17 protein-coding genes are annotated in these 18537 nt (G+C 65.4%); 10 read left to right on the forward strand and 7 right to left on the reverse strand.

Features of this window, described 5'->3' with window-relative positions; genetic code table 11:
• Entirely contained in the window at positions 1-1029 is a 1029-nt protein-coding gene (locus E3T51_RS11135) for a glycosyltransferase family 2 protein (protein WP_134529895.1), read from the reverse strand.
• Between the two features lie 151 nt (positions 1030-1180).
• Positions 1181-2800, reverse strand: coding sequence for a trypsin-like peptidase domain-containing protein (locus E3T51_RS11140; RefSeq protein WP_134529896.1), 1620 nt, complete (start codon positions 2798-2800; stop codon positions 1181-1183).
• Positions 2801-2946: 146 nt separating this feature from the next.
• Between E3T51_RS11140 and E3T51_RS11145 the strand changes: the two genes are divergently transcribed.
• Entirely contained in the window at positions 2947-4146 is a 1200-nt protein-coding gene (locus E3T51_RS11145) for an aminotransferase class I/II-fold pyridoxal phosphate-dependent enzyme (protein WP_134529897.1), read from the forward strand.
• Between the two features lie 130 nt (positions 4147-4276).
• Here E3T51_RS11145 and E3T51_RS11150 read toward each other — a convergent pair whose 3' ends face one another.
• Complete coding sequence (locus E3T51_RS11150; protein ID WP_134529898.1) at positions 4277-5350, reverse strand: alkene reductase; 1074 nt, start codon at positions 5348-5350, stop codon at positions 4277-4279.
• Positions 5351-5555: 205 nt separating this feature from the next.
• On the opposite strand from E3T51_RS11150, the gene E3T51_RS11155 reads away from it, so the two are divergent.
• Together E3T51_RS11155 and E3T51_RS11160 are read left to right on the forward strand one after the other, a co-directional pair.
• Complete coding sequence (locus tag E3T51_RS11155) at positions 5556-6638, forward strand: alpha/beta fold hydrolase (protein ID WP_166806446.1); 1083 nt, start codon at positions 5556-5558, stop codon at positions 6636-6638.
• Positions 6639-6750: 112 nt separating this feature from the next.
• Positions 6751-7191 carry a DUF7882 family protein gene (locus E3T51_RS11160; protein ID WP_338145157.1) on the forward strand — a complete coding sequence of 147 codons (441 nt, stop codon included), beginning with the start codon at positions 6751-6753 and terminating at the stop codon, positions 7189-7191.
• Between the two features lie 4 nt (positions 7192-7195).
• Here E3T51_RS11160 and E3T51_RS11165 read toward each other — a convergent pair whose 3' ends face one another.
• The 4 genes from E3T51_RS11165 to E3T51_RS11170 form a co-directional block, all read right to left on the reverse strand.
• On the reverse strand, positions 7196-8026 hold the full coding sequence (locus E3T51_RS11165; protein ID WP_134529900.1) for a carbon-nitrogen hydrolase family protein: 831 nt from the start codon (positions 8024-8026) through the stop codon (positions 7196-7198).
• 138 nt (positions 8027-8164) lie between these two features.
• A complete protein-coding gene (locus E3T51_RS17330; RefSeq protein ID WP_255453233.1) occupies positions 8165-8290 on the reverse strand; it encodes a hypothetical protein in 126 nt (41 codons plus the stop codon).
• A 60-nt stretch (positions 8291-8350) separates the two neighbouring features.
• Positions 8351-8524: a hypothetical protein gene (locus E3T51_RS16780; RefSeq protein WP_166806447.1), complete on the reverse strand. Its 174-nt coding sequence runs from the start codon at positions 8522-8524 to the stop codon at positions 8351-8353.
• 397 nt (positions 8525-8921) lie between these two features.
• A complete protein-coding gene (locus E3T51_RS11170) occupies positions 8922-9770 on the reverse strand; it encodes a phosphatidylinositol-specific phospholipase C/glycerophosphodiester phosphodiesterase family protein (RefSeq protein ID WP_134529901.1) in 849 nt (282 codons plus the stop codon).
• 263 nt (positions 9771-10033) lie between these two features.
• On the opposite strand from E3T51_RS11170, the gene E3T51_RS11175 reads away from it, so the two are divergent.
• From E3T51_RS11175 to E3T51_RS11205, 7 genes are all read left to right on the forward strand, one after another.
• Positions 10034-11578, forward strand: coding sequence for a glycosyltransferase family 39 protein (locus tag E3T51_RS11175; RefSeq protein ID WP_134529902.1), 1545 nt, complete (start codon positions 10034-10036; stop codon positions 11576-11578).
• A gap of 4 nt (positions 11579-11582) precedes the next feature.
• Positions 11583-12350 (forward strand): polyprenol monophosphomannose synthase, encoded by a 768-nt coding sequence (locus E3T51_RS11180; protein ID WP_134529903.1) that lies wholly within the window; start codon positions 11583-11585, stop codon positions 12348-12350.
• An 87-nt stretch (positions 12351-12437) separates the two neighbouring features.
• The gene (locus tag E3T51_RS11185; protein ID WP_241989281.1) at positions 12438-13157 is read left to right on the forward strand and encodes an NUDIX hydrolase; all 720 of its coding nucleotides are present in this window, start codon (positions 12438-12440) and stop codon (positions 13155-13157) included.
• Between the two features lie 98 nt (positions 13158-13255).
• Positions 13256-14614, forward strand: coding sequence for a quinolinate synthase NadA (nadA, locus tag E3T51_RS11190; protein ID WP_134529904.1), 1359 nt, complete (start codon positions 13256-13258; stop codon positions 14612-14614).
• A 1-nt stretch (position 14615) separates the two neighbouring features.
• Entirely contained in the window at positions 14616-16208 is a 1593-nt protein-coding gene (nadB, locus tag E3T51_RS11195) for an L-aspartate oxidase (protein WP_134529905.1), read from the forward strand.
• Complete coding sequence (gene nadC / locus E3T51_RS11200; RefSeq protein WP_134529906.1) at positions 16202-17089, forward strand: carboxylating nicotinate-nucleotide diphosphorylase; 888 nt, start codon at positions 16202-16204, stop codon at positions 17087-17089. The genes nadB and nadC overlap by 7 nt, the downstream gene beginning before the upstream one ends.
• Positions 17086-18225, forward strand: a complete 1140-nt coding sequence (locus tag E3T51_RS11205; protein ID WP_134529907.1) for a cysteine desulfurase family protein — start codon at positions 17086-17088, stop codon at positions 18223-18225. The genes nadC and E3T51_RS11205 overlap by 4 nt, the downstream gene beginning before the upstream one ends.
• The last annotated feature ends 312 nt before the right edge of the window (positions 18226-18537 follow it).

Raw genomic sequence — 18537 nt, forward strand, 5'->3', positions numbered from 1 at the left:
TCACCTTCCCGTGTGTGCTGTGATGTCGCTGGTGAGTTTGAGATACCCGAACACAAACCCGACCCCCCAGCAGAAGTGAATGCAGGGCAAGACTACGAGAAAATTCAGGGAGGTACGAATTCCGTCCGGCCTGGCCACCGCGAGCGTCGCAGCCACCACGATGCCCATATACCCAATGGGAACTATGAGACCGAGGAACAACCACGGTGCCGCTCCGACTGCCACCTGCACGATTCCGACCACTCCGAGGAGCAGCCCGAAAGCTACCGCCAGAACCATGGCCGGCGGCACAAAATAGCGGATGCCGTTGGCCGCCGGATACCGACGAGCCAGTTCGCCGCGCCAGAGCCCGGTCGAGAGCATCTGCCGGGCGAGTTGGGGCAGCGTCGGCCTCGGACGATACAGCACACGCAATTCGGGGGTGAACCAGACCAGGCCGCCGGCTTCACGGAGGCGCCGGTTGAGGTCCCAGTCCTGACCGCGCTTGACGTCCTCATCGAACAATCCGACAGCAAGGATGCTCGCGGTGCGAAAACAGCCGAGGTAGACGGTTTCGGCGGCGCCCGCAGTCCCGCCAACGTGGTGCGGGGTGCCGCCGAGACCGATGCGGGCACCGTACGCGCGGGCCACCGCACGCTCGAATGCGCTGATGCCGCGGGCATCCATGATGCCGCCGACGTTGTCGGCGCCGGTGCGCTCGAGCGTCTCCACGGCGATGCGGGCGTAATCGGGCGGCAGCACCGAATGAGCATCGACACGAATCACTACCGCATACTGCGACGCGCGAATGGCGATGTTCAGGCCCGCCGGAGTCGAGCCGATATCGTTGGGCACGACCCGGATTCGCGAGTCAACCGCGGCCATTTCTTCGACCAGTTCGGTCGTGCCATCGATGCTCGGTCCGAGCGCCAGAGTGACCTCGAACGGGCCCTCGAAGTCTTGGGCCAGCAGGCTCTCGACGGCGGCTCGCACGTGCGTCGCCTCGTTGAGCACTGGCATCACATACGACACCCCGGGAAGAAATCCCATACCACGTTGGTGCACCTGGCTGGCCAGCTTTCCGGTTATTGGGTAGGACGATCGAGCCTACCAGCCCACGAAATGGCTGTGCGCCTGGTGGTAGACGCGCAATCGCGCCGCCGGCGGGCCGGCGACGCGATTGCGGGGAAGGAACGAGCGGCTAGCTGGAGAGCGCGCCGACCGTGACCGAGACGGTGACCGACTTGCCGTCCCGCACATAGGTGAGATCGGCGCTGGCGCCGGCCGGGAGCACCCGTACCTGAGCGGTGAGGTCGATCGAGTCCGTAATCGGTACACCGTTGAAGTTGGTGATGACATCGTCGGCAGCCAGACCGGCCTCGGCTGCGGCGCCACCGGACGTGACCTCGCTGATGAGCGCACCGACGGTGCTGCTGGTCGAACTGGACGCGTCCTTGACGCTCGCGCCGAGCAGGCCGTGGGTGGCCGTGCCGTTGGCGATGATCTCGTCGGAAATGCGCTTAGCGAAGTTCGAGGGAATGGAGAATCCAACACCGATGCTGCCAGCCGCCGCCGACGCTGTGGTGGAGCCGGCGCTGGCGATGGCCACGTTGATGCCGATCAGTTCACCGCTGCCGTTTAGCAGGGCGCCACCGGAGTTGCCCGGGTTGATGGCGGCATCCGTTTGAATCACCGGGAGCGCAATGCTGGCGGTAGCGGTCTGCGAGCCCTGCGACTGGGTGCCGTCCTGGTTTGGAAAGTCGAAGAAGAAGGGGTTCTGGTTCTGTCCTTCATCGGGCGTTGTGGCGTCAGGCGAGCTCGGCGCGGCCGAGCTCGCGACGGTGATGCTGCGGTTGAGGGCACTGACGATACCGTCGGTGACCGTGCCGGAGAGGCCGAGCGGAGCGCCGATGGCAATAGCGCTGTCACCGACGTTGAGCTCGGAGGAATCGCCCCAGGTAATCGGGGTGAGTCCGCTGGCGTCGGTCAGTTTGATCACGGCGAGGTCGGAAATCGGGTCGGTGCCAACCATGGTGGCGGCGTACAGCTTGCCGTCATTGCTCTTGACCTCGATTTTCACGTCGGAGGCGGCGCCGTCGAGGGTGACCACGTGGGTGTTGGTGAGCACGTAGCCGTCAGCGCTGAGAATCACGCCGGATCCGGTTCCGCCGGAGGAACTGCTGGAGACGTCGATGGTCACGACACTCGGCGAGGCTTTGGCCGCGACGGCGGTGATCTGGTTGACGCTCTTAGTGTTGTTCACCACGACATTGCTGGGCCCGGAAGCCTCGCTGACCGGTACGCCGTTGCTTTGGCCATTCATCATCAGGGCGGTGATGCCGGCGCCGGACGATCCGCCGACCAAGGCACCGATGGCGAGCGCGGCGATCAACGCGACGCTGCCTTTGCGACGACCGGGTTCCTTGCTCTTAGTGGAGGCGAAGGGCTGGCCGGGAAAGGCATCCGTGGGGTACGAGTCCGCGGTCGCATACGCCTGCGGCGAGGCGCTTGGAGCATAAGCGGAGCTCGACGCTGTCGGGGACTCGATCGGGCGACCGAAGGCATCCGTCGGGTAGGCAACGGTTTCAGCGGCGTCGGGGATGTCGTGAGTCGGCAGGGTCGGTGCGTTCACGACCGGCACAGTGGGCTCGACATTCGCCGGGGGCGCGGTCGGGGCGGAGGGCGCGGCCGGAGCGTCGGTAGTCGGTACGGACGGTCGGGCGGTGGGTAAGGTAGCCTCGCCGGAGTCATTCACAGCAAAAGCGGCGCTATCATCAGCCGGATCAGGGGTGGTGCCGGAATCTTTGGTGTTGTCGGTCATCGGGTGCTCCTTCCAAGCGTTGCCAGCTTTGCGCCCAAACCTGAACGTTCGATATGTACACACTGTGAGCAGTCAATGATCATGCCGAGACGTTGCCTAAGCGATAGTTTGGAAGCCATGCAGCACTCGACACAGGCAAGCCAGCGATGACCATTTCCGGTGCGTGGCGACGCACGGCTCGCGGAGCTGGACTTCTCGCCGCTGACGGCACCGTTGCAGCCAGCATCTTCGCCGAGATGAGTGCACTCGCGGTGCGCACCGGTGCGATCAACCTCGGTCAGGGTTTTCCCGATGAAGACGGGCCAGCCGCAGTGCTCGAGGCGGCCCGCCAAGCCATCAGCGACGGGGTCAACCAGTATCCGCCCGGCCGGGGCCAGCCGGTGCTGCTGGAGGCGATCGCCCGGCACCAGCACCGGTTCTATGCGCTGGCCCTCGACCCGGGCAGCGAAATTCTCGTCACGGCGGGGGCCACGGAAGCTCTCGCAGCCACCATTTTGGCACTGATCGAGCCGGGGGATGAAGTTGTCACTTTTGAGCCGTTCTACGATGCCTACGGCGGTCTGATCGGCCTCGGCGGTGGTATCCATCGACCAGTGCCGCTGCGGGCACCTGACTTTCAACCGGACCTCGACGTGCTGCGGGCAACCGTCACCGACCGTACCCGGCTGATCATCGTGAACGATCCACACAATCCCACCGGCGCGGTTTTCTCCCGGCAAGCTTTGGAGCTGATCGTCGAGCTCGCGCAACACCACGATGCGATCATCGTCACCGACGAGGTGTACGAGCACCTCACGTTCCAAGCGCCGCACATTCCGATCGCAACTCTGCCGGGCGCCTGGGATCGAACGGTCACCATTTCCTCGGGCGGTAAGACGTTCAGCCTCACCGGTTGGAAGGTGGGCTGGGTCTCTGGCCCTTCTTCGATAATCACGGCAATCCTCGCGGTCAAACAGTTTCTCACCTATGTGAATGCGGCGCCGTTTCAACCCGCGATCGCAGCGGGGCTCGACCTTCCCGATTCGTACTTCACGCGCATTGCCGCCGACTTGAAGCACAAGCGCGATGTGCTTGCTACCGGGCTTCGCGCCGCCGGCTTCGAAATCACGCTGCCGCAGGGCTCATACTTCATCGTGGCAGATGCGACGCCGCTCGGTTTCACGGATGGCGAAGCCCTGTGCCGAAGCCTGCCGGAGCTGGCTGGTGTGGTCGCGGTGCCGATCACCGCCTTCTGCTCCCCCGCCCACCGCTCGGAATACGCCCCCCTGGTGCGTTTCGCCTACTGCAAGAAGGTAAAACTCCTGGAGCAGGCGTCGGAGCAGCTCGCGGCCCTGTCCCGAAGCTAACCGCATACCCCCGCGTGCCTAACTCCTGCAATTTGTGTGGCAGCGCGTTCTAAACCCCGCGAATGACGCGGAATTTTCGCCGACCGCCCCCGAATTGCAGGAGTTATGCTCACGACCTGAGTGAGGTGGGTTAGGAAGCCAGGGCCGGGTAGTCGGTATAGCCCTCTGCGCCGTCGGCGTAGTAGGTGAGCGGGTTGGGCTCGTTCACGGGCAGGTCGTCACGCCAGCGACGTACCAGGTCGGGATTGGCAATGGCCGCACGACCGACCACGACGGCGTCAGCGATGTCGTCACGCACGAGGGCGAGGGCTTCGTCACGCGCGGTGATGACGCTGAAGCCGCTGTTGATCAGGAAGACACCGTCAAAGCGGGCGCGCAGGTTTTGCACGAATTCACTTCGTGGGTCGGCATGGAGCACACTCAGGTACGCCAAGTCGAGCGGGGCAAGCCCGTCGACAAGAACGCCATAGGTGGCCGTGACGTCGTCGGCATCCGTTTCGAGCGCATCTTGGATGTTGTGCTCTGGTGAGATACGAAGGCCCACCCGATCGGCGCCGATCGCCAGGGCGACTGCGGTCACCACGTCGATGACGAACGCGGCGCGCTTTTCGGGCGAGCCGCCAAAGGAATCGTCTCGCACGTTGGAGGCCGGCGACAGGAACTCATGGAGCAGGTAGCCGTTGGCACCGTGCACCTCGACGCCGTCGAATCCGGCCGCGATGGCGTTCTTCGAGGCCTGCACGAATTCATCCAGAATGCCGCCCAGCTCGTCGATAGTCAGAGCGTGTGGCACCGGGTAGTCCTTCTTGCCGTCATAGGTGCGCGTGGTGCCTTTGACGGCGATGGCGCTCGGCGCGACGACCGGGTAGCCACCGGTGGTCGCTTCGTGCGTGACCCGGCCGGCGTGCATGATCTGGGCGACGATGCGGCCGCCAGCGGCGTGCACCGAGTCGGTGACGATTTTCCAGCCGGCGAGCTGTTCGGGTTCGACGAGCCCGGGCTGGCCAGTGAAACCCTGGCCAGCGTGGCTCGGGTAGGTGCCTTCGCTCACGATCAGGCCGAGCGAGGCGCGCTGCGTGTAGTACCGGGCAACGAGCTCCCCGGGAACACCAGACTGGCCGGAGCGGATGCGGGTCAGCGGCGCCATGACGAGACGGTTGGGCAGTTCAAGGTCGCCTAGGTTAAGCGGAGAAAAGAGTTTCACGGGCTTCTTTCTAAATCATCCGGTCAGTCAGACCGGACTCGTTCTTCTGGGAGGCTTCAGGTAAGTCCTGTACATCCGTAGGCAAAACGGATTGCAGCCGCACGATATTCCTGCCTGCCAATTGACTGTATGTTCGGCTGCTCGGGTCATGCGATTAGGCAATCCGCTTCGACCGCGGCACCGAACTACCACCATGAGCATTTTGATGTCCCCCCCAGCGACCCGTATCTACGCCGTGGCAGCGCTCGGTGCCCTGGATGCTCTCACGCCCGGCCCACTGGTGCCCGCCCGGCCCCAGCCAGCGCCACCCGCCACAGTGCTGGGGTACAGTCCCTTTCCCCTCGACGCCGATGCTCGTCACTTCGGGCTGACCACGAGCACTATGCGCCTTCGGCGCGGGACGGTCGTGGTTCGGCACGGGCGCCGCACCGCGAGCGACACCGCAACCATTCTGCTGCATGGCGCCGCCGGGTCATGGACGACGTGGACCCCCCTGTTGCAGGCTGCCGATGCGACCAGCCGCGACCTGGCCGATCTCATCATTCCCGACCTGCCAGGGTGGGGCGATTCCCCCATGGCCCCCGACGAGTCGGCATTTGGCGTCGAGTCGATGGCCGAGCTGGTCGCCGACACAGCGCGCTCCCTCGGCTACGAACGCTGGAACGTTGTCGGACACTCCATGGGCGGGTTCATCGCGCTGCAGTTGGCGGCGAGCGAAAAGCGCGCCACGGCATCCGTCGGCCTGGTCTCGGCCACCTCGTTTTCGATCCAGGACAGCGTTCGTCACCCGATTCGCCAGTTCTCTGTGTTGCCGGCGTTCACGGCGCTGCTCTTGACCATGCGGATGCTGCGGCTCGCCGGCCCCCTCGGCCCAGGCCTGGTGCGGGCGGTAACGCGCCTCGGTCTGCTACGCGCCCTTGTAGCCCCGCTGTTCAGCTGGCCGGAGGCTGTCGCTTCGACGGTCGTCGCAGCGCTCGGCAACGAGGTTAGGCCAGCTGGGTTCGTTCGAGCGGCCGTGCGGGCTGGCACCTACGACGCAGACGCCCGGTGGGCGCAAATCTGCTGCCCGGTGCGTTCGGTGCACGGTGACCACGATGTGTTCGTAACGGCCGACGATGACGAACGATTGCGCGCTGCCGTGCCGAACTGCGTGATCAGCACCATTGCAGGAGCCGGGCATTTCGGTCAGATCGAACGCCCGCTCGAAGTCCTGCTCCGGCTCGAATTCGCCGTTCCGCTGCCGATCGTGGCGACCACGAGTGAGCCGGGCACTTTCTTAAAACCTTGAATTTACCCCCCGAACAGAGGACAGTAGGGAGTGGTATCCGGTTCCACGCCACGGTGCAGCCCTCGCTTTCATTCGTTCCCGCCTGCGGCATCTAACTTTCGGATTCCAGCCAGTGCACAAGATCAAGGCGCAACCGATTATCCAAGTGGAAGTGGCGATCATGGGTTCTCTCACGTATGACCGTGTCGTCGTGGAATTCGAAGACAGAATGCTGGCACACCTGCAGCTCGTGATCATTCAAAAACTGCGCCGCGGCGAGAGCTTTCTGCTGTCCTGGCGTGACGCCGCGGTGGTCGGTGACGGGCGCAGCTCAGCCTGGCTGCATCCGGCGATTCCGCTGTACTTCAAGTTTGCCGGTGGCCACGCGCCGACCATCAACCCGAACTGGGTCGCCCAGCTCACCCGTTCGGCCAACAGCGCCCAAGGACTAGTCGTCACCGCCGAAGAGAGCGCCGCAGTCGACACAAACGCGGCTGGCAAAATCGAACCGGCCATCGGCATCCGAGCGGCCGCACAGGCCCGCGCAACCAAGGCCAGTGTCACCGAACGCTGAGCATTCAGCGCGGAACAACGGCGAAGCGACGCAGCGCGAGGGCCGGATTGATCGCCCGCACGGCGGCGACCCGCTCTGGTGACAGGAACGCAACGGCGACATCCGCGCTTTCACCAAGACTGACCAGTGCAACGCCCATCGGGTCAACGATGAGGCTGGTACCGATTCCGATCGGCGGTGTGTGATCGGCCGCGGCCAGAAAAACAGTGTTTTCCACTGCCCGGGCCGTGAGCAAGGTGCGCCAGTGGTGTTCTTTGAGAGGGCCCCGCACCCACTCGGACGGCACGAGCACCAGGGTGGCCCCAGCATCGACGAGCCGACGCGTAACCTCGGGAAAACGCACGTCGTAGCAGGTTTGCAGGGCCACCCGCAGCCCGCCGACGTCGAAAATCTCCGGGTCGGTCACTGTGCCCGGCAGCACCCACTGGGATTCGCGATCGCCGAACGCATCGTAGAGGTGCAGTTTGCGGTAGGTCGCCACGAGGCGGCCGGTTGGGTCGACGGCGACAAGAGTGTTGGAAAACCGGGCCGGGTCTGCGGTCGTTTCCAGCATGCCCGCCACAATATGAACGCTCAGTTCGGCGGCGAGCGCCGCCAGCGCCGTAACGAATTCTCCGTCGAGCGGTTCGGCTGCCGCCACAAACGACCGCCCAAGTTTCGGCTCGAAGAAGGCGGAGTACTCGGGAAAGACCACGAGGTGGGCGCCGCGCGCTGCGGCCGTGGTGGCGAGCTGTCGCAGCACGGCACGATTGTGCGCCCGATCGTTTGTCGGTGCGAACTGGGCCACTGCAACGCCGACCGTGCTGGTTTCGCTGGGTTTCACGGCGTTATTCATGGCGAAAGCCTAGCGGGAGTTTTCGGTCCAGCTCTGACTAGATCCGTAGAAGAGCTGCTCAGCGGCCCGAACGAAATCGGGAAGGATGGTCGCGTGACGGCCACCCTTCCCCAAGCAGAAGCTCTATTCAGCCTTCAGCTACCCGATCGCGAACTGGTCGAGTACGGCGAATGGGTTCTCGGCATCACGGTTTGAAGCGACGACCACCCTGCGGCTGAGAGTGGGGCAGGCACCACCGGGAATCTCTACCTGAAATTTGCTCATGATCCAGTTCCGAAAACCGCAGCCGGTGAACTTTCCGCTCTCCGCGGTGTAAATCAGCCCCTACGTCTGCTGGTCCGTGCCGGTTCCGGTCTGGCCGATCCACAACCCGGTCGGATCGAAGCTGGCAGCCGAGCCCGGATTGATCAGCGGATGCCCCGCAACGCCGCTGCGCTGGCCGGCGGTGTCATAGTCCATGGCGTCACCCACCGGAACTCGGTCTCGGCGCTGATCCATTGCTCGTCCGCGTTGGCGGTGTAGGTGGCAACCACTGTCAATCCGGGGTGGTCCGCCGACGTTCCGATCGCCCGAACGACGGCTTGTTGGCCCGTGTTGGTGATGATCTCGACGGACTCCGAACGAACTGCAAGCTGCCGCCAGGCGTTGGCACCGAGCGGCTTTCCAACGGTGGAGTTATCCAGCTGAGGGTCATTGAAAACCACAGATGACGACCCGCTCAAAGAGGGAGGCCGAGAGATTCGCTCTGCCGGCCTCCAGCGCCTTCTGACGCGAAGCGTCGTCGACCGCCGCCTGCGCCTGCGGGCCAAGGTCGACGGCCTTGGCAAGGATTTCGTACTCGAGAAGACCAGCCCCAGCAGGGCGATGCCCCTGGGCACAAAAAACACGCTGCTGGCTAGCCCCGGCTCCCGAGAAACTTTGCCAGGGCATTGAGGTCATCGGTGTTGATGTGGTCGACGCCGGCCGCGTGCAGCTCCGTCCAGATGGCCTCGCGGGCTGCGCCAGGCACGTCTAAAGTCCCCCAGAAGCGCACGCGGTAGCCCTGGGCGTGCGCCAGCTCCACGTATTCGCCCAGCTTGATTTTTTCGCTGTCCGGCATCGAGCCCACACCCTGCCAGACGAAGAGCTTGTTCCAGTTGTCGCTGACCAGCGGCATGAGATCAGCCGTTAATCCAGATGCGAGGTCAGCAGAACGTCCATCGTAGAAAGCGAACCGCGAGTTCAGATCTTGCATCGTATCCAGGGGTCGATTGCCGCTGACGACGGCGGTGACCGGTGCGATTTTCGTCTTGCCGTTGCTGTACCGCGTCATGATGGAGCGGTGCTCTGCCAGGTTCTTCTCGATCGCGGCGTAGGTGCTCTCCCCGTCGCTCTTGATGTCGATCAGGAGCTGAAAGCTGCCCTCCCATTCCGGGTAGACACCGCGACCGTGCCCACGCACAAGGTCGGACAGCGGATCAAGGTAAAGGCTTTCCAGGGTGGCGCCCGGTTGCACATCCTCGAGATCGTGGGCGACGAGAAGGTCACCGTCCACCAGCCAGACATCGGCTTCTACGCTGGTGAATCCCCGTTCGAGGGCATCGACCAGAGGGCGATCATGCTCGTAGTCGTTGTGGGCATGGGCGGCATTCTGCGGGGTGCCAAGGACGACCGCCGGTGCTTCCGCCACGGGTGCTGAGGCCCCGGTGACGGTCGTGACGGCGACAAGAGCGATGAAAACCGAAGGGGTAAGTCTGGAAAACATGGAAGTCTCTTTCCGGGTGAAGGTATCTACGCGGAGGCGCATCGTTCTCAGGTTTATCCGCACCGTGTGTCCAAACGGCAAACGAACGATGAACCGCGGTCCTGAGACCCGGACCGCTGTGATCGCGGCCGCCGCCGAATTGGCAGAGCCTCTCGCTGGCTGGCCGCGGGCTGCCGACAGTGAACGCCAAACGGATTGGTCCGGGCATGCAATTCAGGGTCATTGCGAGGCTGTCGTTAACCTTTACTGGGTAGGTTAAAACGGTGACTACCGTTCTCGCACCACGTGTTGTGGCCAGAAGCGGAATTAGTCGACGCCATTTCACGCTCACTCCCCCGGCTCGGTCAGCGCTTCTTGTCGGACTGGTGGCGTTCTTCGTGTCGTTCGCGTGGTCCTGGCAGCCGTCCTACTGGGGCGATGAGGCGGCGAGCATCATGTCGGCCGAACGATCGTTCTCCTCGCTGTTCGGACTGCTCGACAACATCGATGCCGTGCACGGCCTGTACTACCTGTTCCTGCACGGCTGGATCGACCTGTTCGGCGGCTCCGAAATCTCCACCCGGCTGCCGAGCGCGATCGCGATCGGAGTCGCCGCTGCGGGGACCGTGGTTCTAGCGCGATTCTTCATGGGGTCACGCGTGGCCATCAGCGGCGGACTGATCTTTGCCGTGCTTCCCCGGGTCACCTACATGGGCGCCGAAGCACGATCCACCGCCATCGCGACGGCCATCGCGGTCTGGCTCACGGTGCTGCTCGTGCACGCGCTCCGCAGCGGCACAGCCTCTCGCCGCCGACAGGTCACTCTTTGGCTGGGTTACTCCCTCCTGCTCGCCCTCGGAATGTACGTCTTCCTGTTTTTGGCTCTGCTGTTGCCGGTACACGCTGTGGTGGTTGTGGTGGCGGCCCGTCGGCATCTGCTTGGGCGCAACGTTGTCGCCTGGCTGGGGGCGAGCGCATTCGGGCTACTGCTGGCCGCCCCGATCATTTTGATTGGAACGTCGCAGCGCGAACAGATCGCGTTCATCGGCCGGCGCCCGACGGTCACGGTGACCGAGGCGGCGGTGATGCAGTGGTTTGACACTATTCCGGTGGCGATCATGGCCTGGTCACTCATCGTCGTGGCCGTTCTCGTGGTGTTTCTGCGCCGTTCCGGCCTGCATCGGGCCGGCCTGCCTGATCGCGCCGCACTGTCGATTTTTCTGGCCTGGATGGTGCTGCCGAGCGCCATTCTGCTGATCGGCACCCAGGTGGTCACCCCGATGTATTCGCTGCGCTACCTGTCTCTGTGCGCCCCTGCGGTAGGCGTGGTGATTGCCGTGGGCGTGGCTGCCCTCACCACGAAGTGGCTGCGCGCCCTCGCCGTTGCGGCGCTCGTAGTTGTGATCGTGCCGGCCTACGTCGTGCAGCGTGGTGATTTCGGCAAGAACGAGGGAAGCGACTGGCGCCAGGTGGCCGAAGTCATGGCGGCCAGGGCTGCGCCAGGTGACGGCGTCGTGTTCGACCAGAGCGTGCGGCCATCGCGGGTGCCACGGTTGGCCATGCACGTGTACCCCGACGCGTTCGTCGGCCTGAAGGACCTGACGCTGACCCGGTCTTATGCCGAGACGGGCTGGCTCTGGGACGATGTCGCACCGCTGTCCAACGTCCTGCCGACCGTCGCGGACCTCGACCGGATCTGGCTGCTGCAATATTCAGGCAGTGGAGAATCGCGCCGAGGAACGGATGTCCGGACGCTCACCCTGCAAGGATTCCACGTTGCCGACACGACGCTGCTCAATCGCACCCGCATCATTGAAATGACGAGGTAACCCCATGACCACTCCTGTGCCGACCACCCTGGTACTGGTTCCGACCTTCAACGAGGCCGAGAACATCGAATCGATCGTAGATCGACTGCGTTCCAGTGTGCCCGACGTACACATCCTGGTCGTCGATGATTCCTCCCCCGACGGCACCGGCGCACTCGCCGACAGCCTCGCGGCCCGGGATCCGAGCGTTCACGTGCTGCACCGCACCGAAAAGACCGGCCTCGGAGCGGCGTACCTCGATGGCTTCGGCTGGGGCCTGTCCCGCGGCTACACCCAGCTCGTGCAGATCGACGCCGACGGTTCCCACTTGCCAGAGCAGCTCACGAGTTTGCTGGCAGCGGCCGACACGGCCGATGTCGTGATGGGGTCACGCTGGGTACCCGGCGGGGCCATCGAGAATTGGCCCTGGCACCGGCGCGCGCTCTCCCGCGGAGGGTCGTTCTACTCCCGACTGCTGTTGCGGCTGCCACAACGAGACGCTACCGGCGGCTATCGGGTGTACTCGGCCCTGGCCCTCGAGCGGATGGACCTGTCCAGCGTGGACAGCCTCGGCTATTGTTTTCAGATCGAGATGCTCCTGCACGCCGTGCGGGCCGACCTGCGCGTGGTCGAAGTGCCGATCACATTCGTCGAGCGGGTACGCGGAGCGTCGAAGATGAGTCCACGCATCGCCGTCGAGGCGATGGCCCGCGTAACACTGTGGGGCGTGATGGGTATGGGCATCAGCCGAACCGGTGCACGCGAGGCCGCCGCGGCTGCACGTCAAGCCTGAATACGACATATTTCGGTGTTTGAGTCAAATTGACTATATGATTGCTCCAGCAGTTAAAGTCATTCCGACCTTTACGACTGGATTCCCGTGCTGGAGCACCGTCTGACCGAGCAGAGCCCGCTCGGGCGCGGGAGCGCCCACGCAACGCTGGCCGTCTCAACGGTGATCTTCACCCTGCGCCACGACGATACGTCGGGACGCAAGACCTTGTGGCTGCCCCTCGTGCGTCGTACCCGCGAGCCGCATCTGGGCCTCTGGGCGCTGCCCGGCGGCTGGCTGCCAGCCGACGAGGAACTTGCGGCGGCCGCCGCTCGCACCCTGCGTGAGACGACCGAGCTCTCGCCGAGGTATCTTGAGCAGTTGTACACCTTTGGCGATATCGACCGCTCCCCCGGGCTGCGCGTGGTCTCCGTCATCTACTGGGCGCTCGTGCGTTCCGAAGTCGCGGAGCGGGCATCTGTTGGAGAAAACGTGCGCTGGTTTGCCGCGGACAGACTTCCTCCGCTCGCGTTCGACCACAACCGCATCGTGGAATACGCGCTCTGGCGGCTGCGTACCAAGGTGGAATACGCCCGCATCGCGCATGCCTTTCTCGGCGACACGTTCACCCTCGCCCAGCTGCGCGAGGTGCACGAGGCTGTACTGCAAAAAGCGCTCGACCCGGCCAATTTCCGCCGGTCAATAGAGGCGAGCGGCAGCCTGATCAGCACCGACCAACACGTGGCCGGGGCGAGGCATCGCCCAGCACGGCTCTACCGCTACGACGACCGGGCCAGCGAGCATGACCCACCCGGACCAACCCGCTAGCTCAACCCTCACCCCTCACCCCTCACCCCTCACCCTCACCCTCACCCTCACCCTCACCCCTCACCCCTCACCCCTCTTCATTCTCAAGGAGCAGGACCATGACAAATCCCTCGGTCGAGACCACCATTCGTCTCATCAGCACCGGCAAAGCCGCCGGCAGCACGTGCAGCACCGACCTGGCAACCCCTCCGTGGGAGTTCGACGCGGCCGCGCCCGGCTATGGGCCCGGTTCCTCGATGGGCGACGTGATTCCGGCCGGGTCGCCCCGCCAGGGAGCACTGCCGGAGCGCTATCGCACCGCCTCACCGGAGGAACTCAGCGCCCGCATCGTCGAAGCCAAGAACGCGCTCGGCGACTCGGTAGTCATTCTCGGTCACTTCTACCAGCGCGATGAGGTGCTGCGGCACGCGGATTTCGTCGGCGACAGCTTTCAGCTGGCCCAGGCCACAAAGAGCCGCCCCGACGCCGCCGCGATTGTGTTCTGCGGCGTGCATTTCATGGCAGAAACCGCCGACCTGCTCTCCGGACGCGACCAGGCCGTGATCCTGCCCAACCTCGCCGCCGGCTGTTCCATGGCCGACATGGCCGACATCGACTCGGTCACCGAGTGTTGGGAGCAGCTCGAGGAGCTCTACGGCACGGCTCCGGATGCCTCCGGCCGGGTTCCGGTGATTCCGGTCACCTACATGAATTCCTCCGCGGCACTCAAAGGCTTTTGCGGCGAGCACGGCGGCATCGTCTGCACCTCGTCGAACGCCCAGGCCGTGCTCGAGTGGGCGTTCGAACGTGGCCAGCGGGTTCTGTTCTTTCCGGACCAGCACCTCGGCCGCAACACCGCCAAGGCCATGGGCGTTCCACTCGAGCAGATGCCGATGTGGAACCCGACCAAGCCCCTGGGCGGCAACACTGCTGCCTTGCTCGATGACGCCCGGGTCGTGCTCTGGCACGGCTTCTGCAGCGTGCACCGCCGCTTCACCGTGCCGCAGATCCAAGCCGCCCGCGCTGAACACCCCGGCGTGCGGGTTTTGGTTCACCCGGAATGCCCGATGGAGGTCGTCGACGCCGCCGACTCGGCCGGATCCACCGACTTCATCGCCAAGGCGATCGCCGCAGCTCCGGCCGGCACGACCTTTGCGATCGGTACCGAGATCAACCTCGTGAACCGGCTCGCCGCCCAGTATCCCGAGCATGAGATCTTCTGCCTCGACCCGGTGATCTGCCCCTGCTCGACCATGTACCGTATCCACGCCGGCTACCTGGCCTGGGTGCTCGAAGCACTCGTGGGCGGCGGCGAAGCGCCAGGTCGGGTGCTCAACCAGATCACGGTCTCGGCCGATGTCGCCGATCACGCCCGACTTGCCCTCGAGCGGATGCTCGCAGCCCGGCCACCGGCATCCGCTGCGCCGGTTACTGCGCAGCCAATCGCTGCGCCGGTCTTGAGCACCGTCGGCGTCTGACATGGCAACGATTCTCGTCATCGGCAGCGGCCTCGGTGGATTACTTGCCGCCGTGCGGGCAGCGGATGCCGGCCACCGGGTCGTGCTCGTCACCAAGTCGGTGCTGCCGGAGAGCAATACCCGGTACGCGCAGGGCGGCATCGCCGCGGCCCTGTTTCGCGACGACTCGGTCGACGCGCACGTGCTCGACACGCTGCGCGCCGGCGCAGGACTCTGCGACCCGGCCGCCGTGCAAGTGCTCTGTGCGGAAGGCCCGGCGCGGGTGCGCGACCTCATTCGTTTCGGGGTGGACTTCGACCGGGATGAATCCGGTGTGGCCCGCGGCCTTGAAGCGGCTCACTCCCGCTCACGGGTCGTGCACGCCGGCGGCGACGCAACCGGCGCTGCGGTCGAAGCCGCGCTCGTAGCCACCGTTCGACGCCGAGCTGCGATCGAGGTGCACGAGCACACGATGCTCGTCGATCTGATTCTGGACCGGGGCGAAGTGGTCGGAGCCCGGATGCTCGGCCCCAACGGCGTGCAGTTCTCGCTGACCGCCGACGCCGTAATTCTGGCCACCGGCGGCGCCGGCGCGCTGTACACGCACACCACCAATCCCGTAGTCGCGACCGGCGACGGGGTGGCTGCGGCGTATAGAGCCGGGGCATCCGTCGCCGATGCGGAGTTTTACCAGTTTCACCCGACCGCCCTGGCGGTGCCGGGCACGCCGCTGGTGTCGGAGGCGGTGCGCGGCGAGGGCGCTGTGCTGCGCGATCAGCTCGGCGAACGCTTTATGCTCACCGAGCACCCCGACGCTGAGCTCGCGCCGCGCGACGTCGTCGCCCGCGCCATCGCCCGCCAGATGGAACGGCAGAACGGTGCCCCCGTGCTGCTCGATGCGACCGGGCTCGGCCGCGACCTGCTGGAAACCCGATTCCCCACGATCACCGCCGCCTGCCGGGCGGCGGGGCTGGACTGGGCGGTCGAACCAATTCCCGTGGCGCCAGCCGCGCACTACTGGATGGGCGGCGTCGAAACGGATACCTGGGCTCGCACCAGTCTGCCCGGGCTCTTCGCCGTCGGCGAGGTGGCTCGCACGGGAGCGCACGGCGCCAACCGGCTCGCCTCCAACTCGCTGCTCGAGGCCGCCGTGTTCGCAGACCGCGCCGTGCGCGCGCTGGGGCAACCGTGGCCGATTCACACACACACCACCCCCACCCAAATATTCGACGCGACCCAACCCGCGGATCTTTACCGTCCGATGGTCGAGACGGCACTACTGCCGACCGATCTTAAAACGCTGATCAATCGCAGACAATTGCAGCGACTCCTCTGGGACTGTGCCGGCGTACACCGTTCCGGTACCGGCTTGAGAAGCGCCGCCGCCATACTCGGCGACTGGTCCTCACCACCCGCCACCAGCACGTCGGTCGCCGCCCTCGAAGACCGCAACCTGCTGGACCTCGCCCGGCTGCTCGTGGCCGCCGCCCTGGCCCGCGAAGAGTCCCGCGGCGCACACTTCCGCGCGGACTTCTCCGAAACCCGCCTCGAACTGGCCTGGTCCCGCTCACAATCGCTCGAACTCGTTCCGGCCAAGGAGGCCATCGCATGCTGACCCAACACTCCATCGACGTTGTCGTGCAGGCCGCCCTCGACGAAGACGCCCCCTGGGGTGACCTCACCTCGACCGTGCTCATTCCCGAGGACGCCGTCGCGACGGCCAAACTTGAAGCGCGCGAACCCGGCGTGTTCAGCGGCGGTGCCGTGTTCGCGGCCGCTTTCCGTCTGACCGACCCGCGCATCGAGGTGCACCAGTTCGTCACCGACGGCGAGCGGTTCGAGAGCGGCGACACGCTCGCCGAGGTGACCGGCCCGGCCCGCGGCATCCTGCAGGCTGAGCGCATCGGACTCAACTTCGTGCAGCGGATGAGCGGAATCGCCACCCTCACCGCCCAGTACGTCGCCGAGACGGCCGGCACACACGCCCGCATCGTCGACACCCGCAAGACCACCCCCGGCTTGCGCGCTCTCGAACGCGCAGCCGTGCGCGATGGCGGCGGGCACAACCACCGGTTCAGCCTCTCCGACACCGTCATGGCCAAGGATAATCACCTCGCCGTGCTGGCGGCCGGTCCACTCGGCCTCACCGAAGCGCTGCTGGAAGTGCGCGCCCGCCTCTCCCACACCACCCACTTCGAGGTGGAGGTCGACCGACTGGACCAGATCGACGACGTGCTCGCGGCCGGTATCGACACGATCATGCTCGACAATTTCAGCACGGAGGATTTGCTTAAAGGTGTGCAGCAGATCGCCGGGCGGGCGATCGTCGAGGCCAGCGGCGGCGTGTCGCTGGGGACGGTGCGCGAGATTGCCGCATCCGGTGTCGATGTCATCTCGGTCGGCGCGCTCACGCACAGCGTGCACTCTCTCGACCTCGGCCTGGACATCGCCATCCGGGTGAACGCTCCGGCCGGGTTTGCGCTTTCGAACCCATGATTTATCTGGACAATGCCGCGACGACACCGGTGCGCCGCGAGGCGCTCGAAGCCATGTGGCCGCAGCTCAACGGCTTCGGCAACCCGTCGAGCCACCACCAGGTTGGTGAGGCCGCCGCCGCCGCGCTGCTGGAGGCGCGCCGCAGTGTCGCCCGGTCACTCGGCTGTCGACCCGGCGAGGTGACGTTCACCAGCGGAGGTACCGAGAGCGACAACTTGGCGATCAAGGGGATCGCCCTTGGCGCTCCCCGCGGCCGCCACATCGTGACCACTCCAATCGAGCACGAAGCCGTACTCGAATCCTGTGACTACCTGCGCCGCCTGCACGGTTTTCAGATCACCCTGTTGCCGGTGGATGCTGCCGGCCGCGTCACCCCAGAGGCCCTCGCCCGCGCTGTGCGCCCCGACACCACGCTGGTCTCGGTGCACTACGCCAACAACGAGGTGGGCACCGTGCAGCCTCTGCTCGAACTGGCTGCTGTCGCGCGCGCTGCCGGCGTGCCCATCCACACCGACGCTGTGCAGGCCGGTGGCTGGCTCGACCTAAACGTCAGCACGCTCGGTGTCGATGCGCTGAGCCTCTCCGGACACAAACTAGGCGCTCCCCCCGGAATCGGAGCGGTCTTTCTGCGCGGACGCCTCCCCATCGAACCGCTGCTGCACGGCGGCGGCCAAGAGCGCGGCAAACGCAGCGGCACCGAGAACGTCGCCGGCGCGCTCGCCCTGGCCGTGGCTCTCCGCCTCGCTGGCGAGGAACGAACCGAGGCGGCCCGGATCACAAGCGCCCTCCGCGACGAGTTCATCGGTACCGTACTGCGCGAGACATCCTCAGCCCGGCTCACAGGCCATCCGACCGAACGCCTGCCGGGCACCGCGTCGTTCGTGTTTGCGGGCACGAGCGGCGAGGCGGTGCTTATGGAGCTCGAACAACGCGGCATCGTGTGCTCGAGCGGGTCCGCCTGCGCGGCCGGCAGCAGCGAGCCCTCACACGTGCTCACCGCCATGGGACTGCCCGCCGACCTGGCTCAAACGGCGGTGCGGTTCACGCTAGGTGTCGGTACGACGGCGGCCGAGGCAGCCGAGGCAGCCGCATTCGTTCGCGCCGCTGTCGCCGCGGTGGCGCGCCTGCGCGCGTAACGCGTTTTCCCCCGACGGGCACGACAAAGCCCCCCCGGGTCTTAGTGGTTACATAGAATTCAGGGGATTCACTGCGGGTCCGGATTGGTTCGCGGCGTCACGATCATGAGGGCGACTAACTGAGCTTGCGGAGGCGCGGCCGTGTACGCCTCCAAGCTGAGCGAATGCCTGACGCGGCTATAGCCGTGCTCGATGGTTCCCTTGCGCGGCAAGACGTCTTCCCGTGTCTGCACCCAGCCTTGTTTCTCGAGCCACGACTCCAGATCATCAGCGAACTCGATCGGGGTCAGACGTTCGTGATGTTACGGACCG

The sequence above is a fragment of the Cryobacterium serini genome (genome assembly GCF_004404025.1).
GTDB classification, from domain to species: Bacteria; Actinomycetota; Actinomycetes; order Actinomycetales; family Microbacteriaceae; genus Cryobacterium; species Cryobacterium serini.

Bases quoted from the DNA above. Each gene is read 5' to 3' on its own strand.
- E3T51_RS11165 (WP_134529900.1), bottom strand. From the start codon at position 8,026: ATGAATAACGCCGTGAAACCCAGCGAAACCAGCACGGTCGGCGTTGCA.
- nadA (WP_134529904.1), top strand. From the start codon at position 13,256: ATGACAAATCCCTCGGTCGAGACCACCATTCGTCTCATCAGCACCGGC.
- E3T51_RS11180 (WP_134529903.1), top strand. From the start codon at position 11,583: ATGACCACTCCTGTGCCGACCACCCTGGTACTGGTTCCGACCTTCAAC.
- nadB (WP_134529905.1), top strand. From the start codon at position 14,616: ATGGCAACGATTCTCGTCATCGGCAGCGGCCTCGGTGGATTACTTGCC.
- nadC (WP_134529906.1), top strand. From the start codon at position 16,202: ATGCTGACCCAACACTCCATCGACGTTGTCGTGCAGGCCGCCCTCGAC.
- E3T51_RS17330 (WP_255453233.1), bottom strand. From the start codon at position 8,290: ATGAGCAAATTTCAGGTAGAGATTCCCGGTGGTGCCTGCCCCACTCTC.
- E3T51_RS11155 (WP_166806446.1), top strand. From the start codon at position 5,556: ATGTCCCCCCCAGCGACCCGTATCTACGCCGTGGCAGCGCTCGGTGCC.
- E3T51_RS11205 (WP_134529907.1), top strand. From the start codon at position 17,086: ATGATTTATCTGGACAATGCCGCGACGACACCGGTGCGCCGCGAGGCG.
- E3T51_RS11145 (WP_134529897.1), top strand. From the start codon at position 2,947: ATGACCATTTCCGGTGCGTGGCGACGCACGGCTCGCGGAGCTGGACTT.
- E3T51_RS11135 (WP_134529895.1), bottom strand. From the start codon at position 1,029: ATGGGATTTCTTCCCGGGGTGTCGTATGTGATGCCAGTGCTCAACGAG.
- E3T51_RS11140 (WP_134529896.1), bottom strand. From the start codon at position 2,800: ATGACCGACAACACCAAAGATTCCGGCACCACCCCTGATCCGGCTGAT.
- E3T51_RS11170 (WP_134529901.1), bottom strand. From the start codon at position 9,770: ATGTTTTCCAGACTTACCCCTTCGGTTTTCATCGCTCTTGTCGCCGTC.
- E3T51_RS16780 (WP_166806447.1), bottom strand. From the start codon at position 8,524: ATGGATCAGCGCCGAGACCGAGTTCCGGTGGGTGACGCCATGGACTAT.